This is a genomic window from Lysobacter korlensis, from assembly GCF_042434515.1.
Window position 1 is genome coordinate 1 of sequence record NZ_JBHLTG010000013.1, and the last position, 22,150, is coordinate 22,150.

Here is a 22,150-nt window from a genome sequence, read left to right on the forward strand (position 1 = left end):
TGGCTGCCGGTTCCCCGGCTGTGACCGGCCACCGTCCTGGTGCGAAGCCCACCACCTCGACGAATGGGCCCGCGACGGCGGCCGAACCGATGTCGCCGACGGGATCCTGCTCTGCCGGCACCACCACATGCTGATCCACAACAACGCCTGGCGCATCAAACGCGACCGGGCGAACTACTTCCTCATCGCACCGAGGGAACGCGACCCGCACCAGACCCCGATTCTGATGCCGTCGAAGAGCTCCGCCCTCGCCGACCTGCAACGACGCAAACGCGCCGGCTGAACGGCGAAACGCGCGACGGTGGATCGGCGCCCGCACCGGCGCCGGTAGGATGAGCAGCAGACATCCTTGAAGTCCGTCCAGAGAGGCGGGGAAGGAGGTTGGATTGCCCGCACGCACCGTGCTGCAGCAGCCTGACATCACCCGGGCGTTGACCCGTATCTCGCACGAGATCCTCGAGGCGAATCGCGGTCCCGAAGGGCTCGTGATCCTCGGCATCCCGACGCGCGGCGTCGTGCTGGCCGACCGGATCGGCCGTTTGGTCTCGGAGTTCAGCGGCCGACCGGTGCCGATCGGCTCGATCGACGTGACGATGTACCGCGACGACCTCGCGTCGAACCCGACTCGCGTCCCCTCACCGACCCGCATCCCGGCCGGAGGGATCGACGGCCGCACCGTCGTGCTGGTCGACGACGTGCTGTTCTCCGGCCGCACCATCCGCGCGGCGCTCGACGCCCTCAGCGACCAGGGCCGGCCGAGGGCAGTCCGCCTCGCCACACTCGTCGACCGGGGGCATCGGGAGCTGCCCATCCGCCCCGACTTCGTCGGCAAGAACCTACCGTCGGCCCTGAGCGAGCGGATCAATGTGCGGCTGATGGAGACGGACGGTGCCGAAGCCGTGTCCATCGAAGACCTGAGCATCGAGCGGGGAGCGGAATGAGGCACCTGCTCTCCACCCGGACACTCGGCAGGGACGCCGCCGTCGAGGTCCTCGACGTCGCCGAGGACATGGCCGAGGTGGCATCGCGGGAGATCAAGAAGCTGCCGACCCTCCGCGGCAAGACGGTCGTGAACCTCTTCTTCGAGGACTCGACCCGCACGCGCATCTCCTTCGAGGCCGCGGCCAAGCGCCTCTCCGCCGATGTGATCAGCTTCAGCGCGAAGGGATCGAGCGTCTCGAAGGGCGAGAGCCTCAAGGACACCGCGCAGACCCTCTCTGCGATGGCCGCCGACGCCGTCGTGCTGCGGCACAGCGCCTCCGGCGCCGCGCAGGTGCTTGCCGACAGCGGGTGGATCCCGGCCGCCATCGTGAACGCCGGCGACGGCACCCACGAGCACCCGACCCAGGCGCTCCTCGACGCCTTCACCATCCGCAAGCGCCTCCACGGCGACGGCTCGCGCGGCCGGGATCTCGACGGCGTGAGCGTCACCATCGTCGGCGACATCCTGCACTCCCGGGTGGCCCGCTCGAACGTCTGGCTGCTCAGCGCGCTGGGTGCCCGCGTCCGGCTCTGCGCACCGGCGACCCTCCTTCCGCTCGGCGCCGACGCCTGGCCCGTCGAGCACGGCTTCGACCTCGACGACGCACTCGCGGAACGCCCGGACGTGGTGATGATGCTGCGCATCCAGGCTGAGCGGATGAACGCCGCCTACTTCCCGACGGCCCGCGAATACGCCAGGGAGTGGGGCCTCGACGACGAGCGTTTCCGCAGGCTGGGGCCGGATACGATGGTGATGCACCCCGGGCCGATGAACCGCGGGCTGGAGATCAGCGCCGCTGCCGCGGACTCCGCGCAGTCCACCGTGCTCGAGCAGGTGGCGAACGGGGTCTCGGTGCGAATGGCGGTTCTGTACCTCGTGCTGTCGGGCGCGATCGCGGAAGGCGTGGCATGACGATTCTGGTGACCGGGGCAACACTGCCGGACGGGTCGACCGCCGATCTGCTGATCCGCGATGGGCGGATCGCCGAGCGCGGCACCGGCCTCTCCGCCGCAGGGGCGCAGACGATCTCCGCCGACGGCCTGCTCGCGCTGCCCGGCCTCGTCGACCTTCACACGCACCTCAGGGAGCCCGGCTTCGAGCACAGCGAGACCGTGCTCACCGGATCCCGTGCCGCGGCGATCGGCGGGTTCACCGCGATCTTCCCGATGGCGAACACCTCGCCGGTGGCCGACACCGCGGGCGTCGTCGAGCAGGTGCAGGCGCTCGGCGACCGGCACGGCTACGTGACCGTCCGTCCGATCGGAGCCGTGACGGTGGGGCTGGCGGGGGAGCGGCTCTCCGAGATCGGCGCGATGGCGCGCTCCCGGGCGCGCGTGCGCGTGTTCTCGGACGACGGGATGTGCGTGCACGACGCGCTGCTGATGCGCCGGGCCCTCGAGTACGTGAAGACCTTCGACGGCGTGGTGGCGCAGCACGCGCAGGAGCCCCGGCTCACCGAGGGCGCCCAGATGAACGAGGGTCCGCTCTCCACCGAGCTGGGGCTCACCGGCTGGCCCGCGGTCGCCGAGGAGGCGATCATCGCGCGTGACGTGCTGCTCGCGGAGCACGTCGGCGCGCGGCTGCACATCTGCCACGTGTCCACGGCCGGCAGCGTCGAGGTGCTCCGCTGGGCGAAGGCCCGCGGCATCCAGGTGACCGCGGAGGTCACGCCGCACCACCTGCTGCTCACCGAGGAGCTCGCCCGCGACTACGACTCGCGCTTCAAGGTGAACCCGCCGCTGCGCCGGAACGAGGATGTGCTGGCGCTGCGTGAGGCACTCGCCGACGGCACGATCGACATCGTGGCGACCGATCATGCGCCCCATCCCGTCGAGGCCAAGGAATGCGCCTGGGCGGAGGCCGCCAACGGCATGGTGGGCCTCGAGACGGCGCTCAGCGTGGTGCACGCCGCCGTGGTGGAGAGCGGACAGCTCGGCTGGGCAGACGTCGCGCGCGTGATGTCCAGCCGTCCCGCCGAGATCGGCCGCCTCGCCGGCTACGACGCTCCGCTCCAGGTGGGCTCGCCCGCGAACGTCACCCTCTACGACCCGCGCGATTCGCGAGAGGTGACTCCGGCGCTGCTGCGCGGCAAGGGCGTGAACACCCCGTACCTTGGCCGCACACTCCCCGGCCGCGTGATCGCGACCGTGCTCGAGGGCCGCCCGACCGTGCTCGACGGCGAGCTGCTGGAGCCCGCGGAGGTGGCCCGTGGATAGGACGGCCGCCGCGGCGCTCGTGCTCGTCATCCTGGTCGTGCTGCTCGGGCTGATGTGGCTCGGCTGGCGCAATCTCCGCAGGCGAAGCGCCGGCATCCCGGCCCCGCTCGCGCTCCCAGCCGAGTCCGGGGCCGAACGGTACCGGACCGCCGGGCTGCACGTCGCGACGACGCACGCCGGTCGACCCCTCGACCGCGTAGCCGTTCGTGGGCTCGCATTCCGCGCCAACGCCGACATCCGCGTCACCTCGGGCGGGGTCGAGCTCCGGCTCGCGGGCGGCGCCGAGTGCTTCGTTCCCGCGGCCTCCGTGCAGGGCGTCGAGCGCTCCAGCTGGACGATCGACCGCGCGGTCGAGCGGGACGGCCTCGTGGTGCTGCGCTGGACACTCGGGGAGACACCCGTCGACACCAACCTCCGCGTCGAAGACCCCGCAGCCCTAGCGGCGTCGCTCTCGACGCTTCTCGAAGTCCCCGAAGGAAGGAAGCCCGCGTGAGCGCTCCCGGCCCCGCTGTCCTCGTACTCGAGGACGGAACCCGCTATCGAGGGCGCGCCTACGGCGCACGCGGCCGCACCCTCGGCGAAGCGGTCTTCGCCACCGGCATGAGCGGCTACCAGGAGACCCTCTCCGACCCCAGTTACGCCGGCCAGATCGTCGTGATGACGGCGCCGCACATCGGCAACACCGGCATGAACGACGAGGACCTCGAATCGAAGCGCCTCTGGGTCTCCGGCTTCGTGGTGCGCGACCCGTCGCGTGTGGTGTCGAACTTCCGCGCGCAGCGGAGCCTTGACGACGACCTGGTCGAGAACGGCATCGTGGGCATCAGCGGCATCGACACGCGCGCGCTCACCCGCCGCATCCGCGATGCCGGGGCTATGCGGGCCGGCATCTTCTCGGGGGAGGAGGCGGCGCTGGACGAGACCGAGCAGCTCGACATCGTGCGCTCCGCCGCCCGGATGCAGGGCCAGAACCTCTCCGGCCAGGTCTCCACCGCGGAAGCGTACGTCGTGCCGGCGGAAGGGGAGAAGATCGGCAACCTCGCCGTGCTCGACCTCGGCGTGAAGCTCTCGACGCTGCACTATCTGGCCGAGCGCGGCTTCGAGGTGCACGTGCTGCCGCAGACCTCGACCATCGAGGACGTGCTGGCGATCGAGCCCGTCGCCGCGTTCTACTCCAACGGTCCAGGCGACCCGGGCGCCTCCGACGCGCACGTGGAGCTGCTGCAGGGCATCCTGCGGGAGGACCTGCCGTTCTTCGGCATCTGCTTCGGCAACCAGCTGCTCGGCCGCGCGCTCGGGTTCGGCACCTACAAGCTGCCCTTCGGGCACCGCGGCATCAACCAGCCGGTGCTCGACAAGGCCACCGGCCGGGTGGAGATCACCAGCCAGAACCACGGCTTCGCGGTCGACGCACCGATCGACGAGGTGGTGGAGTCGCCCGCCGGCTTCGGCCGGGTCGAGGTCAGCCACTTCAGCCTGAACGACCAGGTGGTGCAGGGCCTGCAGGCGCTCGACATCCCCGCGTTCAGCGTGCAGTACCACCCGGAGGCGGCGAGCGGACCGCACGACAGCAACTACCTGTTCGACCGCTTCCGCGATCTGGTGCTGAGCCGGAAGGGCGAGCCGGTCGCTGAGCCTGTCGACGCGGCCGGAGGAAGCGGAGCTGTCCCTTCGACGGGCTCAGGGACCCCTTCCACAAGCTCAGGGACCGGGACTGGGGAGAACGCCTGATGCCCAAGCGCGACGACATCAACTCGGTGCTGGTCATCGGCTCCGGCCCGATCGTGATCGGACAGGCCGCCGAGTTCGACTACTCCGGCACCCAGGCCTGCCGGGTGCTGCGGGCGGAGGGCGTGCGGGTGATCCTGGTGAACTCCAACCCGGCGACGATCATGACCGATCCGGACTTCGCCGACGCCACCTACGTCGAGCCGATCACCCCGGAGGTGATCGAGGCGATCATCGTCAAGGAAAAGCCCGACGCCATCCTGCCGACCCTGGGCGGGCAGACGGCCCTCAACGCCGCCATCCAGCTGCACGAGCTCGGCATCCTCGAGAAGCACGGCATCGAGCTGATCGGCGCCAAGTTCGAGGCGATCCAGCGCGGTGAGGACCGCCAGCAGTTCAAGGACCTCGTGATCGCGGCCGGCGCGGATGTGGCGAAGAGCTACATCGCCACCACGGTCGAGGATGCCGTGCGTTTCGCCGAGGACCTCGGCTACCCCCTCGTCGTGCGCCCGAGCTTCACCATGGGCGGCCTCGGCTCCGGCTTCGCGTACACCGAGGAGGAGCTGCGCCGCATCGTCGGCGACGGCATCCAGCAGAGCCCGACCTCCGAGGTGCTGCTCGAGGAGTCGATCCTCGGCTGGAAGGAGTACGAGCTCGAGCTGATGCGCGACACCGCGGACAACACCGTGGTCGTCTGCTCGATCGAGAACGTCGACCCGGTGGGCGTGCACACCGGCGACTCCATCACGGTCGCACCGGCCCTGACGCTCACCGACCGCGAGTACCAGCGGCTGCGCGACATCGGCATCCAGATCATCCGGGACGTCGGCGTCGACACCGGCGGCTGCAACATCCAGTTCGCGGTGAACCCGGCGAACGGGCGGATCATCGTGATCGAGATGAACCCCCGCGTCTCCCGGTCGAGCGCCCTCGCGTCGAAGGCGACCGGCTTCCCGATCGCGAAGATCGCGGCGAAGCTCGCCCTCGGCTACCGGCTCGACGAGATCCCGAACGACATCACCCGGGTCACCCCGGCGTCGTTCGAGCCGACCCTCGACTACGTGGTTGTGAAGGTGCCGCGGTTCGCGTTCGAGAAGTTCCCGCAGGCGGACCCCCGGCTCACCACCACCATGAAGTCGGTCGGCGAGGCGATGGCCATCGGCCGGAACTACTCCACCGCGCTGCAGAAGGCGCTGCGCTCGCTCGAGCGCCGCGGATCCTCGTTCACCTGGGCGGGGGAGCCGGGCGACAAGGCGGCGCTGCTGCGGATCGCCGAGGTGCCGACCGACGGCCGCATCGTCACGGTGCAGCAGGCGCTCCGAGCCGGCGCGACCGTGGCGGAGGTGTTCGACGCCACCGGCATCGACCCGTGGTTCCTCGACCAGATCGTCCTCATCAACGAGGTGGCGGACGAGATCCGGGATGCCGCACGGCTCGACGAGGACGTGCTGCGGCTCGCGAAGGACCACGGCTTCAGCGACGCGCAGATCGCAGAGCTCCGCCGCGTGGGCGAGGAGGAGGTGCGCTCCCGGCGGCACGATCTCGGCGTGCGGCCGGTGTTCAAGACCGTCGACACCTGCGCCGGCGAGTTCCCCGCGTTCACGCCCTACCACTACTCCAGCTACGACGCCGAGACGGAGGTCGCGCCCAGCGACCGGAGGAAGGTCGTCATCCTCGGCTCCGGCCCGAACCGGATCGGGCAGGGCATCGAGTTCGACTACAGCTGCGTGCACGCGTCATTTGCGCTGCGGGACGCCGGGTTCGAGACGATCATGATCAACTGCAACCCGGAGACGGTGTCAACCGACTACGACACCAGCGACCGGCTGTACTTCGAGCCGCTCACCCTGGAGGACGTGCTGGAAGTCGTCCACGCCGAGTCGCAATCGGGGGAGCTCGTCGGCGTGATCGTGCAGCTCGGCGGGCAGACCGCGCTGGGGCTCGCGAAGGGGCTCGAGGCGGCAGGCATCCCGATCCTCGGCACGTCGCCCGCCGCCATCGACCTGGCGGAGGAGCGGGGCCTGTTCGCCCGCATCCTGGATCAGGCCGGCCTCGTCGCCCCGCGGAACGGCACGGCGATCGACGCCCGGACCGCCGTGACGGTGGCGGAGCAGATCGGCTACCCGGTGCTGGTGCGGCCGAGCTTCGTGCTGGGCGGCCGCGGAATGGAGATCGTCTACGACAGTCCGGCTCTGATCGACTACTTCGACCGGGTCAAGGACCAGGCCATCATCGGGCCCGGCTCGCCGCTGCTCGTTGACCGCTTCCTCGACGACGCCGTGGAGATCGACGTCGACGCGCTCTACGACGGCACGGAGCTCTACATCGGTGGCGTGATGGAGCACATCGAGGAGGCCGGCGTCCACTCCGGCGACTCCGCGTGCACCCTGCCGCCGGTGACGCTCGGCCGGGACGTGCTCGACCGGGTTCGCTCGGCCACCGCGGCGATCGCCGCAGGGATCGGGGTGCAGGGACTGCTGAACGTGCAGTTCGCGATCGGTGCCGGAGTGCTCTACGTGCTGGAGGCGAACCCGCGGGCGTCACGCACCGTGCCATTCGTGTCCAAGGCCCTCGGCATCCCCCTCGCGAAGGCGGCGTCGCTGCTCATGACCGGCCGGACCATCCGCTCGCTGGTGGAGGACGGGCTGCTGCCCGAGCGCGACGGATTCGACGTGCCGATGGACTCGCCGGTCGCCGTGAAGGAGGCGGTGCTCCCGTTCAAACGCTTCCGCACCCGGGAGGGCGTGATCGTCGACTCGGTGCTCGGACCCGAGATGCGCTCCACCGGCGAGGTGATGGGCATCGACTCGAACTTCCCGAAGGCGTTCGCGAAGAGCCAGGAGGCCGCGTACGGCGGGCTGCCGCGCACCGGTTCCGTCTTCGTGTCGGTCGCCGACCGGGACAAGCGCGCGATCGTGCTGCCGGTGCTCCGCCTCCAGCAGCTCGGCTTCAGCATCCTGGCCACCGTCGGCACCGCCGAGGTGCTCGGCCGGTACGGGATCGAGACCCGGCTGGTGCGCAAATACGGGATGGGGCAGGAGTCCACGCCGGGCGACCCGTCGATCGTCGAGCTACTCCGCGACGGCGAGGTCGACATCGTGGTGAACACGCCGAGCGGACGGACAGCGCGCGCGGACGGGATCGAGATCCGCACCGCAACCGTCGCCGCCGACAAGCCGCTGTTCACCAGCATCGCGCAGCTCGGAGCCGCCGTCGCCTCGTTCGATGCGCAGAAGGAGGGGATCGGGGTGCGCAGCCTGCAGGACTACGCGCTCGACCGCGCCGCGAGGCTCGCCCGGTGACTCCGGGCTTCGGCGCGCGCCTCCAGTCCGTGCTCGACGCTCGCGGACCGGTCTGCGCCGGCATCGACCCGCACCGGAGCCTGCTGTCCGACTGGGGCCTGCCCGACACCGCGGCCGGGGTGCGCGAGTTCGGCCTGCGGGTCGTCGAAGCCGCGACCGGCCGGATCGGCGTGGTCAAGCCGCAGGTGAGCTTCTTCGAGCGGCACGGCAGCCGGGGGTTCGCGGCGCTCGAGGAAGTGCTCGCCGCCGCCCGGTCGGCGGGGCTTCTGGTGGTCGCCGACTGCAAACGCGGCGACATCGGCTCGACCCTCGACGCGTACGCCGAGGCCTGGCTCACCGAGGGCGGCCCGCTCGAGGCCGACGCCATGACGGCGGTCGCGTATCAGGGCGTCGGCTCGCTCGACCCCGCGATCACGCGGGCCCTCACGGGCGGGAAGGGCGTGTTCGTGCTGGCCGCCACCTCCAATCCGGAGGCGCGCGATGTGCAGACCGCACGCACCATCGAGGGTCCGCGTGCCGGGCGGAGCGTCGCTGCCGGTATCGTCGGCGAGGTGAGATCTCGGAATACGGGCGAGGGGCTCGGCTCGATCGGGGTCGTGGTGGGCGCCACCATCCGGCTCGTGGACTACGGACTGACCCAGGAAGAGCTGGTCGGGATGCCGGTGCTCGCGCCCGGCTTCGGCCACCAGGGCGCGAAGTTCGCCGACCTGCCCGCCCGCTACGGACCGGCCGCCGCCTCCACCCTGGTGAACGTCTCCCGCAGCGTGCTCTCCGCAGGCCCTGATGGGCTCGCCGCCGCCCTGGACGCGACGCGCAAGGAGGTCGCCGAATGCCTCGCGTAGATCCGCCCCCGGTCGACCGGGCCGCCGCATCCCGCGCCGCGATCGCGGCCCGCCGCGCCCGGGCCGAGGTCAAGCGGGCCGTCGCCACCCGGCAGCGCAGCGCCGTCGACGTGCTCGACGCGGCTTGGACGGCGGAGCCCGCTCTCGCGGAGGCGAGCCTGCGGGTGCGGGAGCTGCTCACCAGCATCCCGACCCTCGGACCGACCCGCGCGGCACGCGTCATGGAGCAGCTGGGCATCGCGCAGTCGAAGCGCGTGGGCGGTCTCGGGCCGCGGCAGCGGGTCAAGCTCCGCGAGTACGTCGTCGCCCGTGAGGCGCGCGGCAAGGTGCAGAGCCGCCTTGTCGTGCTCGCCGGCCCCACGGCGGTGGGCAAGGGCACGGTGTCGCAGTACATCCGCCAGAACTATCCCGAGGTGCTGCTCAGCGTCTCCGCCACCACCCGGCCGCCCCGGCCGGGCGAAGTGCACGGGGAGCACTACTTCTTCGTCAGCGACGAGGAGTTCGACCGCATGATCGAGGGCGGCGAGTTCCTGGAGTGGGCGGTGGTGCACAACGCGTTCCGCTACGGCACGCCGAGACCGCCGATCCAGGAGGCGCTGTCGTCGGGCAAGAGCGTGCTGCTCGAGATCGACCTGCAGGGCGCCCGGAACGTGAGCCGGCAGATGCCGGAGGCGCTGCTGGTCTTCCTGCTGCCGCCGACGTGGGAGGAGCTGGTGCGCCGGCTGATCGGCCGTGGCACCGAGGACTCGATCGAACAGGCCCGCAGACTGGAGACCGCGAAGGCGGAGCTGGCCGCCCAGGACGAGTTCGACGTGAAGGTCGTGAACACCGATGTCAGCACCGCAGCGGCGGAGGTCGTAGAATTGCTGGCAGTGCCTGCTTCGCGGTAGCAAGCTGCACGCCGTTTTCCGCGCCACCGCGCGGTTTCGAAATCCAAGCGTCCGCGACATCTGAGGAGTTCCCATGGCCGACAAGCAGTCCGGCATCATCGACCCGCCCATCGACGAGCTCCTGGCCAAGGTGGAGTCGAAGTACGCGCTGGTCATCTTCGCGGCCAAGCGTGCCCGCCAGATCAACGACTACTACGCCGACCTCCACGAGGGGTCGCTCTTCGACAACGTCGGCCCCCTGGTCGACTCGACGATCGACGACAAGCCGCTCTCCGTCGCCCTCCACGAGGTGAACGAGAACAAGCTCGTCATGAAGCCGCTCAGCAGCTGACACCGAGCCGCGTACACGAGCCGCGAAACAGTCCCACCGCCGCGATGAGCACCGCTGAGGACGGCCGCAGAACCGTCGTCGTCGGCATCGCGGGCGGGATCGCCGCATACAAGGCGGTCGGGGTCGTGCGTGCGCTCGTGCTCGCCGGGCACGACGTCCACGTGGTCGCGACCGACGCCGCGCTGCGGTTCGTCGGACGCCCGACCCTCGAGGCGATCAGCCGCAACCCGGTTCACTCCGACCTCTACGAGGGCGTCGCCGAGGTGCGGCATGTCGCGATCGGGCAGCGCGCCGATCTGATCGTCGTCGCCCCCGCGACGGCGAACACGATCGCGAAGATCGCCGCCGGGCTCGCCGACGACCTGCTCGGCAACACGATCCTCGCCTCCACGGCGCCGCTCGTGCTCGCGCCGGCGATGCACACCGAGATGTGGCTGAACCCGGCCACGCAGGCGAACATCGCGCTGCTGCGGGAGCGGGGCGTCACGATCGTGGGGCCGGCCTCCGGGCAGCTCACCGGCGCCGACGCCGGTCCAGGCCGGATGGCTGAGCCGGAGGAGATCACCGCTGCAGCGCTCGCTGCGTCGGGCGTCCGGGACCTGGCGGGCAAGCGGATCGTGATCTCGGCCGGTGGGACCCGGGAGCCGCTCGACCCGGTGCGGTTCCTCGGCAATCGCTCGAGCGGCAAACAGGGCGTCGCGCTCGCCCGCGCGGCGGCGGCCCGCGGCGCTGAGGTGCTGCTGGTCGCCGCCCACCTCGAGGTACCCGTCCCGCCCGGTATGCAGGTGCGGGAGGTCGGCACGGCCCTCGAGCTCGCCGACGCCATGCGGGAGGAGAGCGCCGGCTCCGACGCCGTGATCATGGCCGCCGCCGTCGCCGACTACCGGCCGGCCGCGGTCGCGGAGCGCAAGATCAAGAAGGACGTGACCGGCGACACGCTCACCCTGGAGCTGGTGCGGAACCCCGACATCCTCACCGGGCTCGCCGCCGGGCGGGAGCCCGGGCAGGTCGTGGTTGGCTTCGCGGCGGAGACCGAGCCCGACCGCGACCGGCTCCTGCAGCTTGGCCGGGAGAAGGTCGCACGGAAGGGCGCCGACTACCTCGTCCTCAACACGGTGGGCTGGACGGACGGCTTCGCGCAGGACCGTAACACGGTGATCGTGGTGTCGCGGGCCGGGGATATAGTGAGCGAGGCCGCCGGGTCGAAGGACCAAGTGGCGCACCGAATCCTCGACCTGCTGTCCTGACGGCATCGTCCACCGGTATCGAAGAACCGGCCTCCGAACGGGTATTTCCATGAGCTCCTCCCTGCGTCTGTTCACCTCCGAGTCCGTGACGGAGGGGCACCCGGACAAGATCTGCGACCAGATCTCGGACAGCATCCTGGACGCGCTGCTCGCGGTGGACCCGCGGAGCCGCGTTGCCGTGGAGACCCTCGTCACGACCGGCCTGGTGCACGTCGCCGGGGAGGTCACCACCTCCGGCTACGTCGAGATCCCGAGCATCGTGCGGCGCCGGATCACCGAGATCGGCTACACCTCGTCCGACGTCTGGTTCGACGGGCGCTCCTGCGGCGTCTCCGTCTCGATCGGCGGGCAGTCCCCGGACATCGCGCAGGGCGTCGACTCGGCCTACGAGGCGCGCGAGCAGGCGAGCGCCGACCTCGAGGACCAGCAGGGCGCCGGCGACCAGGGCATCATGTTCGGCTTCGCCACCAAGGAGACGCCGCAGCTGATGCCGCTGCCGATCTGGCTCGCGCACCGGATGGCCGAGCGCCTCTCAGCCGTCCGCAAGAACGGCGACGTCAACTACCTGCGACCCGACGGCAAGACCCAGGTGACCATCGGCTACGACGGCGTCACGCCGCGGACGGTGGAGACGGTGGTGCTCTCCACGCAGCACTCGCCCGCGGTGGCGACCGAGACGCTCCGCCGCGAGGTGGAGGAGCTCGTCATCCGGCCGGTGCTCGCGGACCTCGACCGGGCCGGTCTCGAGCTCGAGGCCGCGAACCCGCAGCTGCTCATCAACCCCACCGGACGCTTCGAGATCGGCGGCCCGCAGGGCGATGCAGGGCTCACCGGCCGCAAGATCATCGTCGACACCTACGGCGGCGCCGCCCGGCACGGCGGGGGAGCGTTCAGCGGCAAGGACCCGTCGAAGGTCGACCGCTCCGCCGCGTACGCGATGCGCTGGGTGGCGAAGAACGCCGTCGCAGCCGGGCTCGCCGACCGGCTCGAGGTGCAGGTCGCCTACGCGATCGGCAAGGCGGCCCCCGTTGGCCTCTACGTCGAGACGTTCGGGACCGGCCACATCGACGACGCGGTCATCACCGAGGCGATCCGCGAGGTGTTCGACCTGCGCCCGGCCGTCATCATCCGCGAGCTCGACCTGCTGCGCCCGATCTACGCCCGCACCTCGACATACGGCCACTTCGGCCGGGAGCTTCCCGAGTTCACCTGGGAGCGCCTGGACCGCGTCGACGACCTGCGCAGCGCCGCCGGACTCTGACGATGTCAAGCGCCTTCGCCCGGGTGCTGCTCGATTCACCGCTGCCGCAGCTGGACCGGCTGTTCGACTACCGCATCCCGGACGAGCTCCGCGACGCGGTCCGTCCGGGCATCCGGGTGAAGGTGCCGCTGCGCTCCGCCGGCCGGATGACCGAGGGCTTCGTGGTCGAGCTCGCCGACTCCGTGAGCTTCACCGGCGACGTGAACCCGGTGGAGGCGGTGATCTCGCCGGTGCCTGTGCTGACCCCCGAGGTGTGGGCGCTCGCCCGCCGCGTCGCCGACCGCGCCGCCGGGTCCGCCGGCGACGTGCTCCGCCTCGCGATCCCGGGCAGGCAGGCCCGTGTGGAGAAGACCTGGCTCGCCGCCAACCACAGCGCGCCGCCGCCGGTGCCGCCCGCGCCGCTGGACGGCTACGGCACCGACCTGGAACGGGTGATCGCCGAGGCCGGGAAAGCGGCCGTCGACGCGATCCCGCGGCTCGTGCGGGTGGGCGACACGTGGGTGGGCGCCTGGGCCGTCACTCTGGCCGCCGCGGCGTCGCGGGCGATCGCCGCGGGCGGCAGCGCGCTCCTGGCCGTGCCGGACTACCGCGATCAGGAACAGCTGGTCATCGCGCTGTCGGCGGTGCTGCCCCCGGAGCGGATCGCGCAGGTCGACGCGCGGCAGTCCAATCCCGACCGCTACCGGGCGTTCCTGCGGTGCCTCGAAGGCGCGCCGCTCGCCGTGGTCGGCAACCGGTCCGTGCTCTACGCGCCCGCGGCGAAGCTCGGGCTGATCGCGATGTGGGACGACGGCGACCCGCTCTACGCCGAGCCGCTCGCCCCGTACGTGCACGCCAGGGACGCAGCGCTCGTTCGGCATGAGCAGCAGGGCGGCGCCCTGCTCTTCCTCGGCCACACCCGCACCACCGAGACCGAGCGGCTGTGCGCACTCGGCTGGCTGGAGTCCGTCGCCCCGTCGCGGGTCCAGTCGCCGCGCGTGATCCTGGCGGGTCAGCAGGTGACCGACGACCGCCTCGCGGCCCAGGCGCGCATCCCACCGCTCGCGTGGCGGGAGGCGAAGGAGGCGCTCGCCACCGGCCCGGTGCTGCTGCAGGTCGGGCGACCCGGTTACGCCCTGCACCTGGTCTGCGCCGACTGCGGCGAGCAGGCCCGCTGCGACCGGTGCGACGGACCGCTGCGCACGTCCCGCGCATCCGCCTTCCCGTCCTGCTCCTGGTGCGGCGCGGTCGCGGGCGGCTGGACGTGCCCCACCTGCACCGGCACCAGGTACCGTCAGGTCGGCTCCGGATCGGTGCGGACCGCGGAGGATCTCGGCCGCGCGTTCCCCGGCACCAGGGTGATCGTCGCCGACGCCGATCACCAGCACCTGCACCTGCCGTCGAAGCCGGCGCTGGTCGTCGCCACGCGCGGTGCGGAGCCCGTCGCCGACGGCGGATACGCGGCCGTGCTGCTGCTCGACGGGGAGCGGATGATCGCGCGGGAGAGCCTGCGTGTGGCCGAGGACTGCCTCCGCTGGTGGTCGAACGCCGCGGCGCTGGCGGCGCCAGGCGCGCCGGTGATCCTGGTCGGCGTTGCAGGCGCGCTCGCCTCCGCGCTCGCCACCTGGCGGCAGGCGGACCACGCGCGGGGCGAGCTCGCCGACCGCAGGCGGCTCCACTTCCCGCCCGCCGTGCGGGTCGCGACCGTCACCGGCACCGCGGACGCCGTCGGCAGGGCGATCGAGGCTGTGCGCGGCGAGCTGCTCGACGTCCTCGGACCCGTGACGGTGGAGGAGGGACGCGTCCGCGCCATCGTCCGCTTCGAGTACGGGCACGGCGCCGCGGTCGCCGGCAACCTCCGCGCCGAGGTGATCCGCGCCGCCACCGCGGGCCGCCGCCCGGTTGCCGGCCGTCGCCCGGCCGGTCGCGCCGTGCCGACCCTTCGGGTCCGTCTCGACGACCCGGAGCCCTTCGTCGACGACGCGGCACGCTGACCCTGGAAGAATCGAGGGATGACCGCACTGCGCCTCGTGTTCGCCGGCAGCCCCGAGGCGGCGGTGCCCAGCCTTCGGGCGGTGCTGGCGAGCGACCACGAGGTGGCCGGTGTGCTCACCCGGCAGGACTCGCCGCAGGGGCGGAAGCGGGCGCTCACCCCGACGCCCGTCGCTGCGGCCGCCGCCGCGACGGGCGTGCCGGTTTGGAAGTCCAACCGCCTCGCGCCGGTGGCCGAGGCGATCACGGATGCCCGGCCGGACCTCGGGGTGATCGTCGCCTACGGCGGCCTCGTCCGGGAGCCGCTGCTCAGCGCCCCGCGCCTGGGCTGGATCAACCTGCACTTCTCGCTGCTGCCGCGCTGGCGCGGTGCTGCCCCGGTGCAGCACGCCATCCTCGCCGGCGACGAGCTCACCGGCGCGACGGTGTTCCAGCTCGTCGAGGAGCTCGACGCCGGCGATGTCTACGGTCGCCTGACCGCGCCGATCGGGCCGCGGGAGACCGCCGGCGAACTCCTCGGGAAGCTCGCGACGAGCGGGGCGGAGCTGCTGGTCCGCGTGATCGACAACCTCGCAACCGGCGAGGCTCGGCCGGAGCCGCAGGCCGGTGACGTGACGCTGGCACCCAAGCTCGCCCTCGCCGACGGGCGGATCGACTGGACCGAGCCCGCGCCGCGCGTGCGGAACCGCGTCCGGGCCATGACTCCGGAGCCCGGCGCCCACACCGAGGTCGACGGCGCCCGGTTCAAGATCCACGCCGTGGCGCCCGCGGACTCCGCGGCACCGCTCGCACCCGGCAGGATCGCCGCCGCGGACGGGCGGGTGCTCGCCGGGACCGGCAGCGCGCCGGTGGAGCTGGTGACCGTGCAGCCTGCCGGGAAGACGCCCATGCCGGCGTCCGACTGGTGGCGCGGGACCCACACGCAGGAAGTGGTGGCGCGGTGACCGATCGCTCCGGCACCGGCCGGCCGGGTGGGCGCCCGGGTCCTGCCGCACGGCCTGGCCAGGGCCGCGGCACACCCCAGGCCGGCCGCTCCCGATCGCCGCAGCCGGCCCGCAGGATCGCGTACGAGGTGATCGCCGCAGTCCGCGAGTCGGACGCCTACGCCAACCTGCTGCTCCCGGTGAAGCTGGAGCGGGCGAAGCTTCCGCCCGCCGACGCGGCACTCGCCACCGAGCTGACCTACGGCACCCTCCGGATGCAGGGCTACTACGACCGGGTGATCGCGCTGGCCGCCGGCCGGAGCGTCGAACGCATCGACGCGCCGCTGCTCGACGTGCTCCGGCTCGGAAGCCATCAGCTGCTCTCGATGCGCGTCGCCCCGCACGCCGCGGTCGACGAGGCAGTGGCACAGGCGGCATCCGTCGGCTCGCGCTCCGGTGCCGGCTTCGTCAACGGCGTGCTGCGGACGATCGGCCGGACGGAGCCTGCGGTGTGGCGCGAACGCGTGCTGGCGGAGGCGCGGAGCGCCGACGAGCGCCTCGCGGTCGAGCACTCGCATCCGGAATGGGTCGTCCGCGCGTTCCGGCAGTCGCTCGCCGCGGACGGCCGCGAGGGCGACCTCGAGGAGCTCCTCGCCGCCGACAACGCGGCCCCGAAGGTGACCCTGGTCGCCCTGCCAGGCGTTGGCGACGACGCCGGGCCCGACGGGGAGCCGACCGAGTACTCCCCGTATGGCTACCGCCTGAGCGGGGGCGACCCGACGCGCGTCCACTCCGTCGCGGCCGGCTCGTCGCGGGTGCAGGACGAGGGCTCGCAGCTCGCCGCACTCGCCCTCGTCGGCGCCCGGCCGATCGAGGCCGGGGAGCGCTGGCTCGACCTCTGCGCCGGTCCCGGCGGAAAGGCGGCGCTGCTCGCCGCCGAGGCGAGGGCCGGAGGCGCCGAGTTCGTCGCCAACGAGCTCGTGCCGGCCCGCGCCCAGCTGGTCCGCACGGCGCTCGCCGCCGTCGACCCGTCGATCCAGGTCACCGAGCTGGACGGCCGCGCGGTGGGAGAGGCGGAGCCGGAGGCCTACGACCGGATTCTGCTCGACGCTCCGTGCACCGGACTCGGTGCGCTGCGGCGCCGGCCCGAGGCGCGCTGGCGGAAACAGCCGAAGGACGTCCCGGAGCTCACGAACCTCCAGTCGGAGCTGCTCGACTCCGCGCTCCGGGCGCTCCGCCCCGGCGGGGTGCTCGCCTACGTCACCTGCTCACCCCACCTCGCGGAGACCCGCGCGGTGCTCGAGACCGCGGTGCGCAGGGGCGGCGGGCGCGTCCGCCGCCTCGACGCACGGGCTGCGCTGCACGGAACGCGCACGCCGCTGCCGGCGGGCGACTCCGACACCGTGCAGCTCTGGCCCCACCGCCACGGCACGGACGCCATGTTCATCTCGCTCGTCACTAAGGTGGTCGAGTGACCGTCCGGATCAATCCGAGCATCCTCTCCGCGGACTTCGTCAACCTCGAGGACGAAGTCGCCCGCATCCCGAACGCCGACCTGCTCCATGTCGACGTGATGGACAACCACTTCGTGCCCAACCTGACCTTCGGCCAGCAGATGGTGGGCCGGCTGCAGGACGTGTCCCGGGTGCCGCTGGACCTGCACCTGATGATCGACGACCCCGACCGGTGGGCGCCGGAGTTCGCCGAGACCGGCGCGTTCTCCGTGACGTTCCACGCCGAGGCGGCGCTCGACGTCGTCGCGACGGCCAGACGGCTTCGCGAGATCGGGGCCAGGGCAGGCCTCGCGCTGAAGCCCGGAACCGCCGTCGAGCCGTACCTCGACCTGCTGGCCGACTTCGATCAGATCCTGGTGATGACCGTGGAGCCGGGCTTCGGCGGGCAGAGCTTCCTGGACTCGACGATGCCGAAGCTCGAGCGACTCGCGGAGCGCGTGAAGCAGACCGGCCTCGACGTGTGGCTGCAGGTCGACGGCGGGATCACGGAGGAGACGATCGTCCGGGCGGCGGAGGCTGGGGCGAACACGTTCGTCGCCGGCTCCAGCGTCTTCGGCAGGGAGGACCCGATCGCCGCGATCGAGGCGCTCCGCGACGCGGCGCTGCCCCACGTCCACTGAGGACCGGGTCAGCGAACCCCCACGAGGCCATGGTTGGATGGCGGCATGAGCGATTCCCCCAGGACGAAGCCCGAGATCGACTTCCTCGAGGGCCCGGCGCCCGAGGACCTCGTGATCACCGACCTCATCGAGGGCACCGGCGATGAGGCGAAGCCCGGCGCGACCGTCGAGGTGCACTACCTCGGCGTCGACTTCGAGTCGGGCGAGGAGTTCGACTCCAGCTGGAGCCGCAACCAGTCCATCAGCTTCCCGCTCGCCGGCCTCATCAAGGGCTGGCAGGACGGGATCCCCGGCATGAAGGTCGGCGGCCGCCGCCAGCTGGTCTGCCCGCCGCACCTCGCCTACGGTCCCGCCGGCGGCGGCCATCGCCTGTCGGGCCGCACGCTCGTCTTCGTGATCGACCTGCTCGGCGTCAAGTAGCCGGAACGGCCCGCACGCCGCCCTTCCACTAGCCTGGAGCGGTGAAGACCTTCGACGCCCTCTTCGAGGAGCTGACCGAGAAGGCCAGGTCGCGACCGGCGGGGAGCGGCACGGTCGCGCAGCTCGATGCCGGTGTGCACGCCATCGGCAAGAAGGTGATCGAGGAGGCCGCCGAGGTGTGGATGGCGGCCGAGCACCAGTCGGACGAGGAGCTCGCCGAGGAGATCAGCCAGCTGCTGTACCACCTGCAGGTGCTGATGCTGGCGAAGGGGCTGAGCACGGCAGACGTCTACCGACATCTGTGATCCGCCGCCCAGATCCGACCGACCTCCACCAGAAGAGCCGAGAATGCTTCGCATAGCCGTGCCCAACAAGGGCTCCCTCTCCGACATCGCCATCCAGACCCTGACCGAGGCGGGCTACGCCACCCGCCGCGACACCCGGGAGCTGATCGTCCCCGACCCGCGCAACGACGTGGAGTTCTTCTACCTCCGTCCGCGGGACATCGCCACCTACGTCGGCTCCGGCGCCCTGGATGTCGGCATCACCGGACGCGACCTGCTGCTGGACTCCGGATCGCCGGCCCTCGAGGTCGCCGCTCTCGACTTCGGGGAGTCCACCTTCCGCTTCGCGGGACCCTCCGGCCGCTTCTCGGCCCTCGAGGACCTCGCCGGCGTCCGCGTCGCGACGAGTTACCCGGGCCTCGTGGGCTCGTTCCTCGAGCGCGCCGGCGTCGCAGCCCCCATCGTGAAGCTCGACGGTGCGGTGGAGTCGGCGGTCCGGCTCGGCGTCGCCGACGCGGTCGCGGATGTGGTGTCCACCGGCTCCACGCTGCGGAAGCAGGGGCTCGAGATCTTCGGCCCCGTCATCCTCGACTCCACGGCCGTGCTCATCGCCGCGCGCGACGAGGTGCCCGGTCTTCCCACCTTCGAGCGTCGGCTGCAGGGCGTCATGGTCGCCCGGCAGTACGTGCTGATGGACTACGACCTGCCCACCGGCCTGCTCGAGCAGGCGGAGGCGATCGCGCCCGGGTTCGAGTCGCCGACGGTCTCACCGCTCCGCGACCGCGACTGGGTCGCCGTCCGCGTCATGGTCCCTCGCCTCGAGACGAACGCCATCATGGACGCCCTCTACGACTTGGGCGCACGGGCGATCCTCGTCAGCCCCATCCACGCCGCGAGAATCTGATGTCGCTCGCCGTTCGGGTGATCCCATGCCTCGACGTCGCCGCCGGGCGTGTGGTGAAGGGCGTCAACTTCCAGAACCTGCGGGACGCCGGCGACCCGGTGGAGCTCGCCGCCCGGTACTTCGCGGAGGGCGCCGACGAGATCACCTTCCTCGACGTCACCGCCACGGTGGACGCCCGCGAGACCACGTACGACGTCGTGCGGGCCACGGCCGAGCAGGTGTTCATCCCCCTCACGGTCGGCGGCGGAGTGCGGAGCACCGATGACGTCGCCCGGCTGCTCGCGCACGGCGCCGACAAGATCGGCGTCAACAGCGCCGCCATCGCCCGCCCGCCGCTCGTCGGCGAGATCGCCGACCGCTTCGGCGCCCAGGTGCTCGTGCTCTCCCTGGACGTCACCCGCTCGTCCACCACGGTGTCCGGGTTCGAAGTCACCACCCACGGCGGCCGCACCCGCACCGGGATCGACGCCCTCGGCTGGGCGGCGGAGGCCATCGACCGAGGCGCGGGGGAGCTGCTCGTCAACTCGATCGACGCCGACGGCACGAAGTCCGGCTTCGACCTCGAGCTCATCACCGCCATGCGGGCCATCAGCGGTGTGCCGGTCATCGCGTCCGGGGGCGCGGGCGCCCTCGAGCACTTCCCGCCGGCCGTGCAGGCTGGCGCCGATGCGGTGCTCGCCGCGTCGGTGTTCCACAATGAGCTGATGACGATCGGCGAGGTGAAGGCGGGACTGCGCGACGCCGGGGTGCGCATCCGATGAGCGACACGACCGGATTCGCCGCGACCCGGACGGTCGAGGAGACGTTGGCGCGGGTGCGCTTCGGCGAGAACGGCCTGCTGCCGGCGATCATCCAGGAGGAGTCCACCGGCACGGTGCTCATGCTCGGCTACATGGACGCCGAGGCGCTCCGGCGCACCCTGACCGAGGGACGCGTCACGTTCTGGAGCCGGTCGCGCCGGGAGTACTGGCGGAAGGGCGACACCTCCGGCAACGTGCAGCAAGTGCGCGGTGCGGCGCTCGACTGCGACGCGGACGCCCTGCTGGTGACCGTGCACCAGGTGGGCCCCGCCTGCCACACCGGCGCGCACAGCTGCTTCGACGTCGGCCCGCTCCGGCCGGTCCTCGGGGACCCGGGAGGTGCGGCGTGAAGGGCACCACGACTCGCGACGAGTTCGAGGCCTCGCTCTCGGCCGGCCACCGCGTCGTGCCGGTGGTCCGCGCCGTCTTCGCCGACGGTGAGACACCAGTCGGCGTGTACCGCAAGCTCGCCGCCGGCGCGCCCGGCACGTTCCTGCTGGAGTCGGCGGAGCAGGGCGGCATCTGGTCGCGCTACTCGTTCGTCGGGGTGTCGTCGTTCGGGGTGCTGACGGAGCGCAACGGCGACGCGCACTGGATGGCACACGGCATGACCGCGGAGCGGGCGCTCGGCGATGCGCGCCCGGCGTCGCCGCTCGACGCGGTCGCCGCGCTCTACGAGCGGTGGCAGACGCCCGCCGTGCCGGGTCACCCGCCGCTCACCGGCGGTCTCGTCGGCTTCCTCGGGTGGGAGACGGTGCGGCAGCTGGAGCGGTTGCCGGCCCAGCCGCCGGCGGACTTCGCCGTGCCGGGCCAGGCACTCAGCTTCGTCTCGGAGCTCGTGGTGCTCGACCACCGCACCGCGACCCTCCTGCTCATCGCCACGGCACCCAACGACGGCACGGATTCCGCGGATGCCCTGTGGGCCGACACGCAGCAGCGTCTCGACCGCATGCAGGATGCTCTGTCGCACGCAACCGAGGCGCGGCTCGACGACGTCGACCTCGAGGTCGTGCCGGAGCCGTCGGCCCGGTCGACGCCCGAGGAGTTCGCCGCGGCGGTGGAGCGCAGCAAGCGGTACATCCACGACGGCGACGTCTTCCAGGTGGTCATCTCGCAGCGCTTCGACCTCGACGTCACCGCCGAGCCGCTCGACGTCTACCGGGTGCTGCGCACGCTCAACCCCAGCCCCTACATGTACCTGCTGTCGCTCGCCGACCCGGACGGCGAGGAATACGTGATCGTCGGGTCGTCGCCGGAGGCGCTCGTCAAGGTGGAGCAGGGCCGCGTGTACTCGCACCCCATCGCCGGCTCCCGGCCGCGAGGGGCGACCCCGGAGCGGGACGCCGACCTCGCCAAGGAGCTCCGCGCCGATGAGAAGGAGCAGGCCGAGCACCTCATGCTGGTCGACCTTGCCCGCAACGACCTGCAGAAGGTCTGCCTGCCGGGCACCGTCGAAGTCACCGAGTTCATGCAGGTCGAGCGCTTCAGCCACATCATGCATCTCGTCTCGAGCGTCGAGGGTGACCTCAGCCCCGACGCCACCTCGATCGATGTGTTCCGCGCGACCTTCCCGGCCGGCACCCTCTCCGGAGCGCCGAAGCCGCGGGCGCTCGAGATCATCGACGAGCTGGAACCCGCGCAGCGCGGCGTCTACGGGGGAGTGGTCGGCTACTTCGGCTTCGCCGGCGACGCCGACCTCGCCATCGCGATCCGCACCACTCTCATCTCCGGCGGGGTCGCCCGGGTGCAGGCGGGCGCGGGGCTGGTCGCCGACTCGGATCCCGCGTCGGAGCACGAGGAATCGAAGAACAAGGCGGCTGCGCCGCTGCGTGCAGTCGCCATCGCCAACGCGATGCGCCGGCTGGCCTGAGTCCGGACCGCACGACGAGCCGAGACCACGACGGACCGACATCAG

22 protein-coding genes are annotated in these 22,150 nt (G+C 71.9%); all 22 read left to right on the forward strand.

The window, feature by feature from the left end:
• Positions 1-283: HNH endonuclease signature motif containing protein (locus ACFFGH_RS31290; protein WP_386676273.1), on the forward strand; the 283-nt coding region annotated here is incomplete at its 5' end.
• A gap of 103 nt (positions 284-386) precedes the next feature.
• Complete coding sequence (gene pyrR / locus ACFFGH_RS31295; RefSeq protein WP_386676275.1) at positions 387-941, forward strand: bifunctional pyr operon transcriptional regulator/uracil phosphoribosyltransferase PyrR; 555 nt, start codon at positions 387-389, stop codon at positions 939-941.
• A complete protein-coding gene (locus ACFFGH_RS31300) occupies positions 938-1,894 on the forward strand; it encodes an aspartate carbamoyltransferase catalytic subunit (protein WP_386676277.1) in 957 nt (318 codons plus the stop codon). The genes pyrR and ACFFGH_RS31300 overlap by 4 nt, the downstream gene beginning before the upstream one ends.
• Positions 1,891-3,198: a dihydroorotase gene (locus ACFFGH_RS31305; RefSeq protein WP_386676279.1), complete on the forward strand. Its 1,308-nt coding sequence runs from the start codon at positions 1,891-1,893 to the stop codon at positions 3,196-3,198. The genes ACFFGH_RS31300 and ACFFGH_RS31305 overlap by 4 nt, the downstream gene beginning before the upstream one ends.
• Positions 3,191-3,691: a PH-like domain-containing protein gene (locus ACFFGH_RS31310; RefSeq protein ID WP_386676281.1), complete on the forward strand. Its 501-nt coding sequence runs from the start codon at positions 3,191-3,193 to the stop codon at positions 3,689-3,691. The genes ACFFGH_RS31305 and ACFFGH_RS31310 overlap by 8 nt, the downstream gene beginning before the upstream one ends.
• On the forward strand, positions 3,688-4,929 hold the full coding sequence (gene carA / locus ACFFGH_RS31315) for a glutamine-hydrolyzing carbamoyl-phosphate synthase small subunit (protein WP_386676283.1): 1,242 nt from the start codon (positions 3,688-3,690) through the stop codon (positions 4,927-4,929). Before ACFFGH_RS31310 ends, carA begins: the two co-directional genes overlap by 4 nt.
• Positions 4,929-8,228, forward strand: a complete 3,300-nt coding sequence (gene carB, locus ACFFGH_RS31320) for a carbamoyl-phosphate synthase large subunit (RefSeq protein WP_386676285.1) — start codon at positions 4,929-4,931, stop codon at positions 8,226-8,228. Before carA ends, carB begins: the two co-directional genes overlap by 1 nt.
• Positions 8,225-9,070, forward strand: a complete 846-nt coding sequence (pyrF, locus tag ACFFGH_RS31325; protein ID WP_386676287.1) for an orotidine-5'-phosphate decarboxylase — start codon at positions 8,225-8,227, stop codon at positions 9,068-9,070. Before carB ends, pyrF begins: the two co-directional genes overlap by 4 nt.
• Positions 9,058-9,960: a guanylate kinase gene (gene gmk, locus ACFFGH_RS31330; protein ID WP_386676289.1), complete on the forward strand. Its 903-nt coding sequence runs from the start codon at positions 9,058-9,060 to the stop codon at positions 9,958-9,960. The genes pyrF and gmk overlap by 13 nt, the downstream gene beginning before the upstream one ends.
• Positions 9,961-10,033: 73 nt before the next feature.
• Positions 10,034-10,291, forward strand: coding sequence for a DNA-directed RNA polymerase subunit omega (gene rpoZ / locus ACFFGH_RS31335; protein WP_386676291.1), 258 nt, complete (start codon positions 10,034-10,036; stop codon positions 10,289-10,291).
• 44 nt (positions 10,292-10,335) lie between these two features.
• The gene (gene coaBC, locus ACFFGH_RS31340) at positions 10,336-11,538 is read left to right on the forward strand and encodes a bifunctional phosphopantothenoylcysteine decarboxylase/phosphopantothenate--cysteine ligase CoaBC (protein ID WP_386676293.1); all 1,203 of its coding nucleotides are present in this window, start codon (positions 10,336-10,338) and stop codon (positions 11,536-11,538) included.
• Between the two features lie 49 nt (positions 11,539-11,587).
• Positions 11,588-12,799: a methionine adenosyltransferase gene (gene metK / locus ACFFGH_RS31345; RefSeq protein ID WP_386676296.1), complete on the forward strand. Its 1,212-nt coding sequence runs from the start codon at positions 11,588-11,590 to the stop codon at positions 12,797-12,799.
• Between the two features lie 2 nt (positions 12,800-12,801).
• Positions 12,802-14,772, forward strand: a complete 1,971-nt coding sequence (locus ACFFGH_RS31350) for a primosomal protein N' family DNA-binding protein (RefSeq protein ID WP_386676298.1) — start codon at positions 12,802-12,804, stop codon at positions 14,770-14,772.
• Positions 14,773-14,790: 18 nt separating this feature from the next.
• Positions 14,791-15,714 carry a methionyl-tRNA formyltransferase gene (gene fmt, locus ACFFGH_RS31355; RefSeq protein ID WP_386676300.1) on the forward strand — a complete coding sequence of 308 codons (924 nt, stop codon included), beginning with the start codon at positions 14,791-14,793 and terminating at the stop codon, positions 15,712-15,714.
• Entirely contained in the window at positions 15,711-17,168 is a 1,458-nt protein-coding gene (locus ACFFGH_RS31360; protein ID WP_386676301.1) for an RsmB/NOP family class I SAM-dependent RNA methyltransferase, read from the forward strand. The genes fmt and ACFFGH_RS31360 overlap by 4 nt, the downstream gene beginning before the upstream one ends.
• The gene (rpe, locus tag ACFFGH_RS31365) at positions 17,165-17,827 is read left to right on the forward strand and encodes a ribulose-phosphate 3-epimerase (protein ID WP_386676302.1); all 663 of its coding nucleotides are present in this window, start codon (positions 17,165-17,167) and stop codon (positions 17,825-17,827) included. The genes ACFFGH_RS31360 and rpe overlap by 4 nt, the downstream gene beginning before the upstream one ends.
• Positions 17,828-17,872: 45 nt before the next feature.
• Entirely contained in the window at positions 17,873-18,247 is a 375-nt protein-coding gene (locus ACFFGH_RS31370) for an FKBP-type peptidyl-prolyl cis-trans isomerase (RefSeq protein WP_386676304.1), read from the forward strand.
• 41 nt (positions 18,248-18,288) lie between these two features.
• Positions 18,289-18,552 (forward strand): phosphoribosyl-ATP diphosphatase, encoded by a 264-nt coding sequence (locus tag ACFFGH_RS31375; RefSeq protein ID WP_386676306.1) that lies wholly within the window; start codon positions 18,289-18,291, stop codon positions 18,550-18,552.
• A gap of 43 nt (positions 18,553-18,595) precedes the next feature.
• A complete protein-coding gene (gene hisG / locus ACFFGH_RS31380; RefSeq protein ID WP_386676308.1) occupies positions 18,596-19,435 on the forward strand; it encodes an ATP phosphoribosyltransferase in 840 nt (279 codons plus the stop codon).
• Positions 19,435-20,196, forward strand: coding sequence for an imidazole glycerol phosphate synthase subunit HisF (gene hisF, locus ACFFGH_RS31385; RefSeq protein ID WP_386676310.1), 762 nt, complete (start codon positions 19,435-19,437; stop codon positions 20,194-20,196). The genes hisG and hisF overlap by 1 nt, the downstream gene beginning before the upstream one ends.
• Positions 20,193-20,585 (forward strand): phosphoribosyl-AMP cyclohydrolase, encoded by a 393-nt coding sequence (gene hisI / locus ACFFGH_RS31390; RefSeq protein ID WP_386676312.1) that lies wholly within the window; start codon positions 20,193-20,195, stop codon positions 20,583-20,585. Before hisF ends, hisI begins: the two co-directional genes overlap by 4 nt.
• Entirely contained in the window at positions 20,582-22,105 is a 1,524-nt protein-coding gene (locus tag ACFFGH_RS31395) for an anthranilate synthase component I (protein WP_386676314.1), read from the forward strand. The genes hisI and ACFFGH_RS31395 overlap by 4 nt, the downstream gene beginning before the upstream one ends.
• Positions 22,106-22,150 lie beyond the last annotated feature (45 nt).

Bases quoted from the DNA above. Each gene is read 5' to 3' on its own strand.
- ACFFGH_RS31300 (WP_386676277.1), top strand. From the start codon at position 938: ATGAGGCACCTGCTCTCCACCCGGACACTCGGCAGGGACGCCGCCGTC.
- ACFFGH_RS31305 (WP_386676279.1), top strand. From the start codon at position 1,891: ATGACGATTCTGGTGACCGGGGCAACACTGCCGGACGGGTCGACCGCC.
- carB (WP_386676285.1), top strand. From the start codon at position 4,929: ATGCCCAAGCGCGACGACATCAACTCGGTGCTGGTCATCGGCTCCGGC.
- gmk (WP_386676289.1), top strand. From the start codon at position 9,058: ATGCCTCGCGTAGATCCGCCCCCGGTCGACCGGGCCGCCGCATCCCGC.
- rpoZ (WP_386676291.1), top strand. From the start codon at position 10,034: ATGGCCGACAAGCAGTCCGGCATCATCGACCCGCCCATCGACGAGCTC.
- coaBC (WP_386676293.1), top strand. From the start codon at position 10,336: ATGAGCACCGCTGAGGACGGCCGCAGAACCGTCGTCGTCGGCATCGCG.
- metK (WP_386676296.1), top strand. From the start codon at position 11,588: ATGAGCTCCTCCCTGCGTCTGTTCACCTCCGAGTCCGTGACGGAGGGG.
- ACFFGH_RS31350 (WP_386676298.1), top strand. From the start codon at position 12,802: ATGTCAAGCGCCTTCGCCCGGGTGCTGCTCGATTCACCGCTGCCGCAG.
- fmt (WP_386676300.1), top strand. From the start codon at position 14,791: ATGACCGCACTGCGCCTCGTGTTCGCCGGCAGCCCCGAGGCGGCGGTG.
- ACFFGH_RS31370 (WP_386676304.1), top strand. From the start codon at position 17,873: ATGAGCGATTCCCCCAGGACGAAGCCCGAGATCGACTTCCTCGAGGGC.
- hisG (WP_386676308.1), top strand. From the start codon at position 18,596: ATGCTTCGCATAGCCGTGCCCAACAAGGGCTCCCTCTCCGACATCGCC.
- hisF (WP_386676310.1), top strand. From the start codon at position 19,435: ATGTCGCTCGCCGTTCGGGTGATCCCATGCCTCGACGTCGCCGCCGGG.
- hisI (WP_386676312.1), top strand. From the start codon at position 20,193: ATGAGCGACACGACCGGATTCGCCGCGACCCGGACGGTCGAGGAGACG.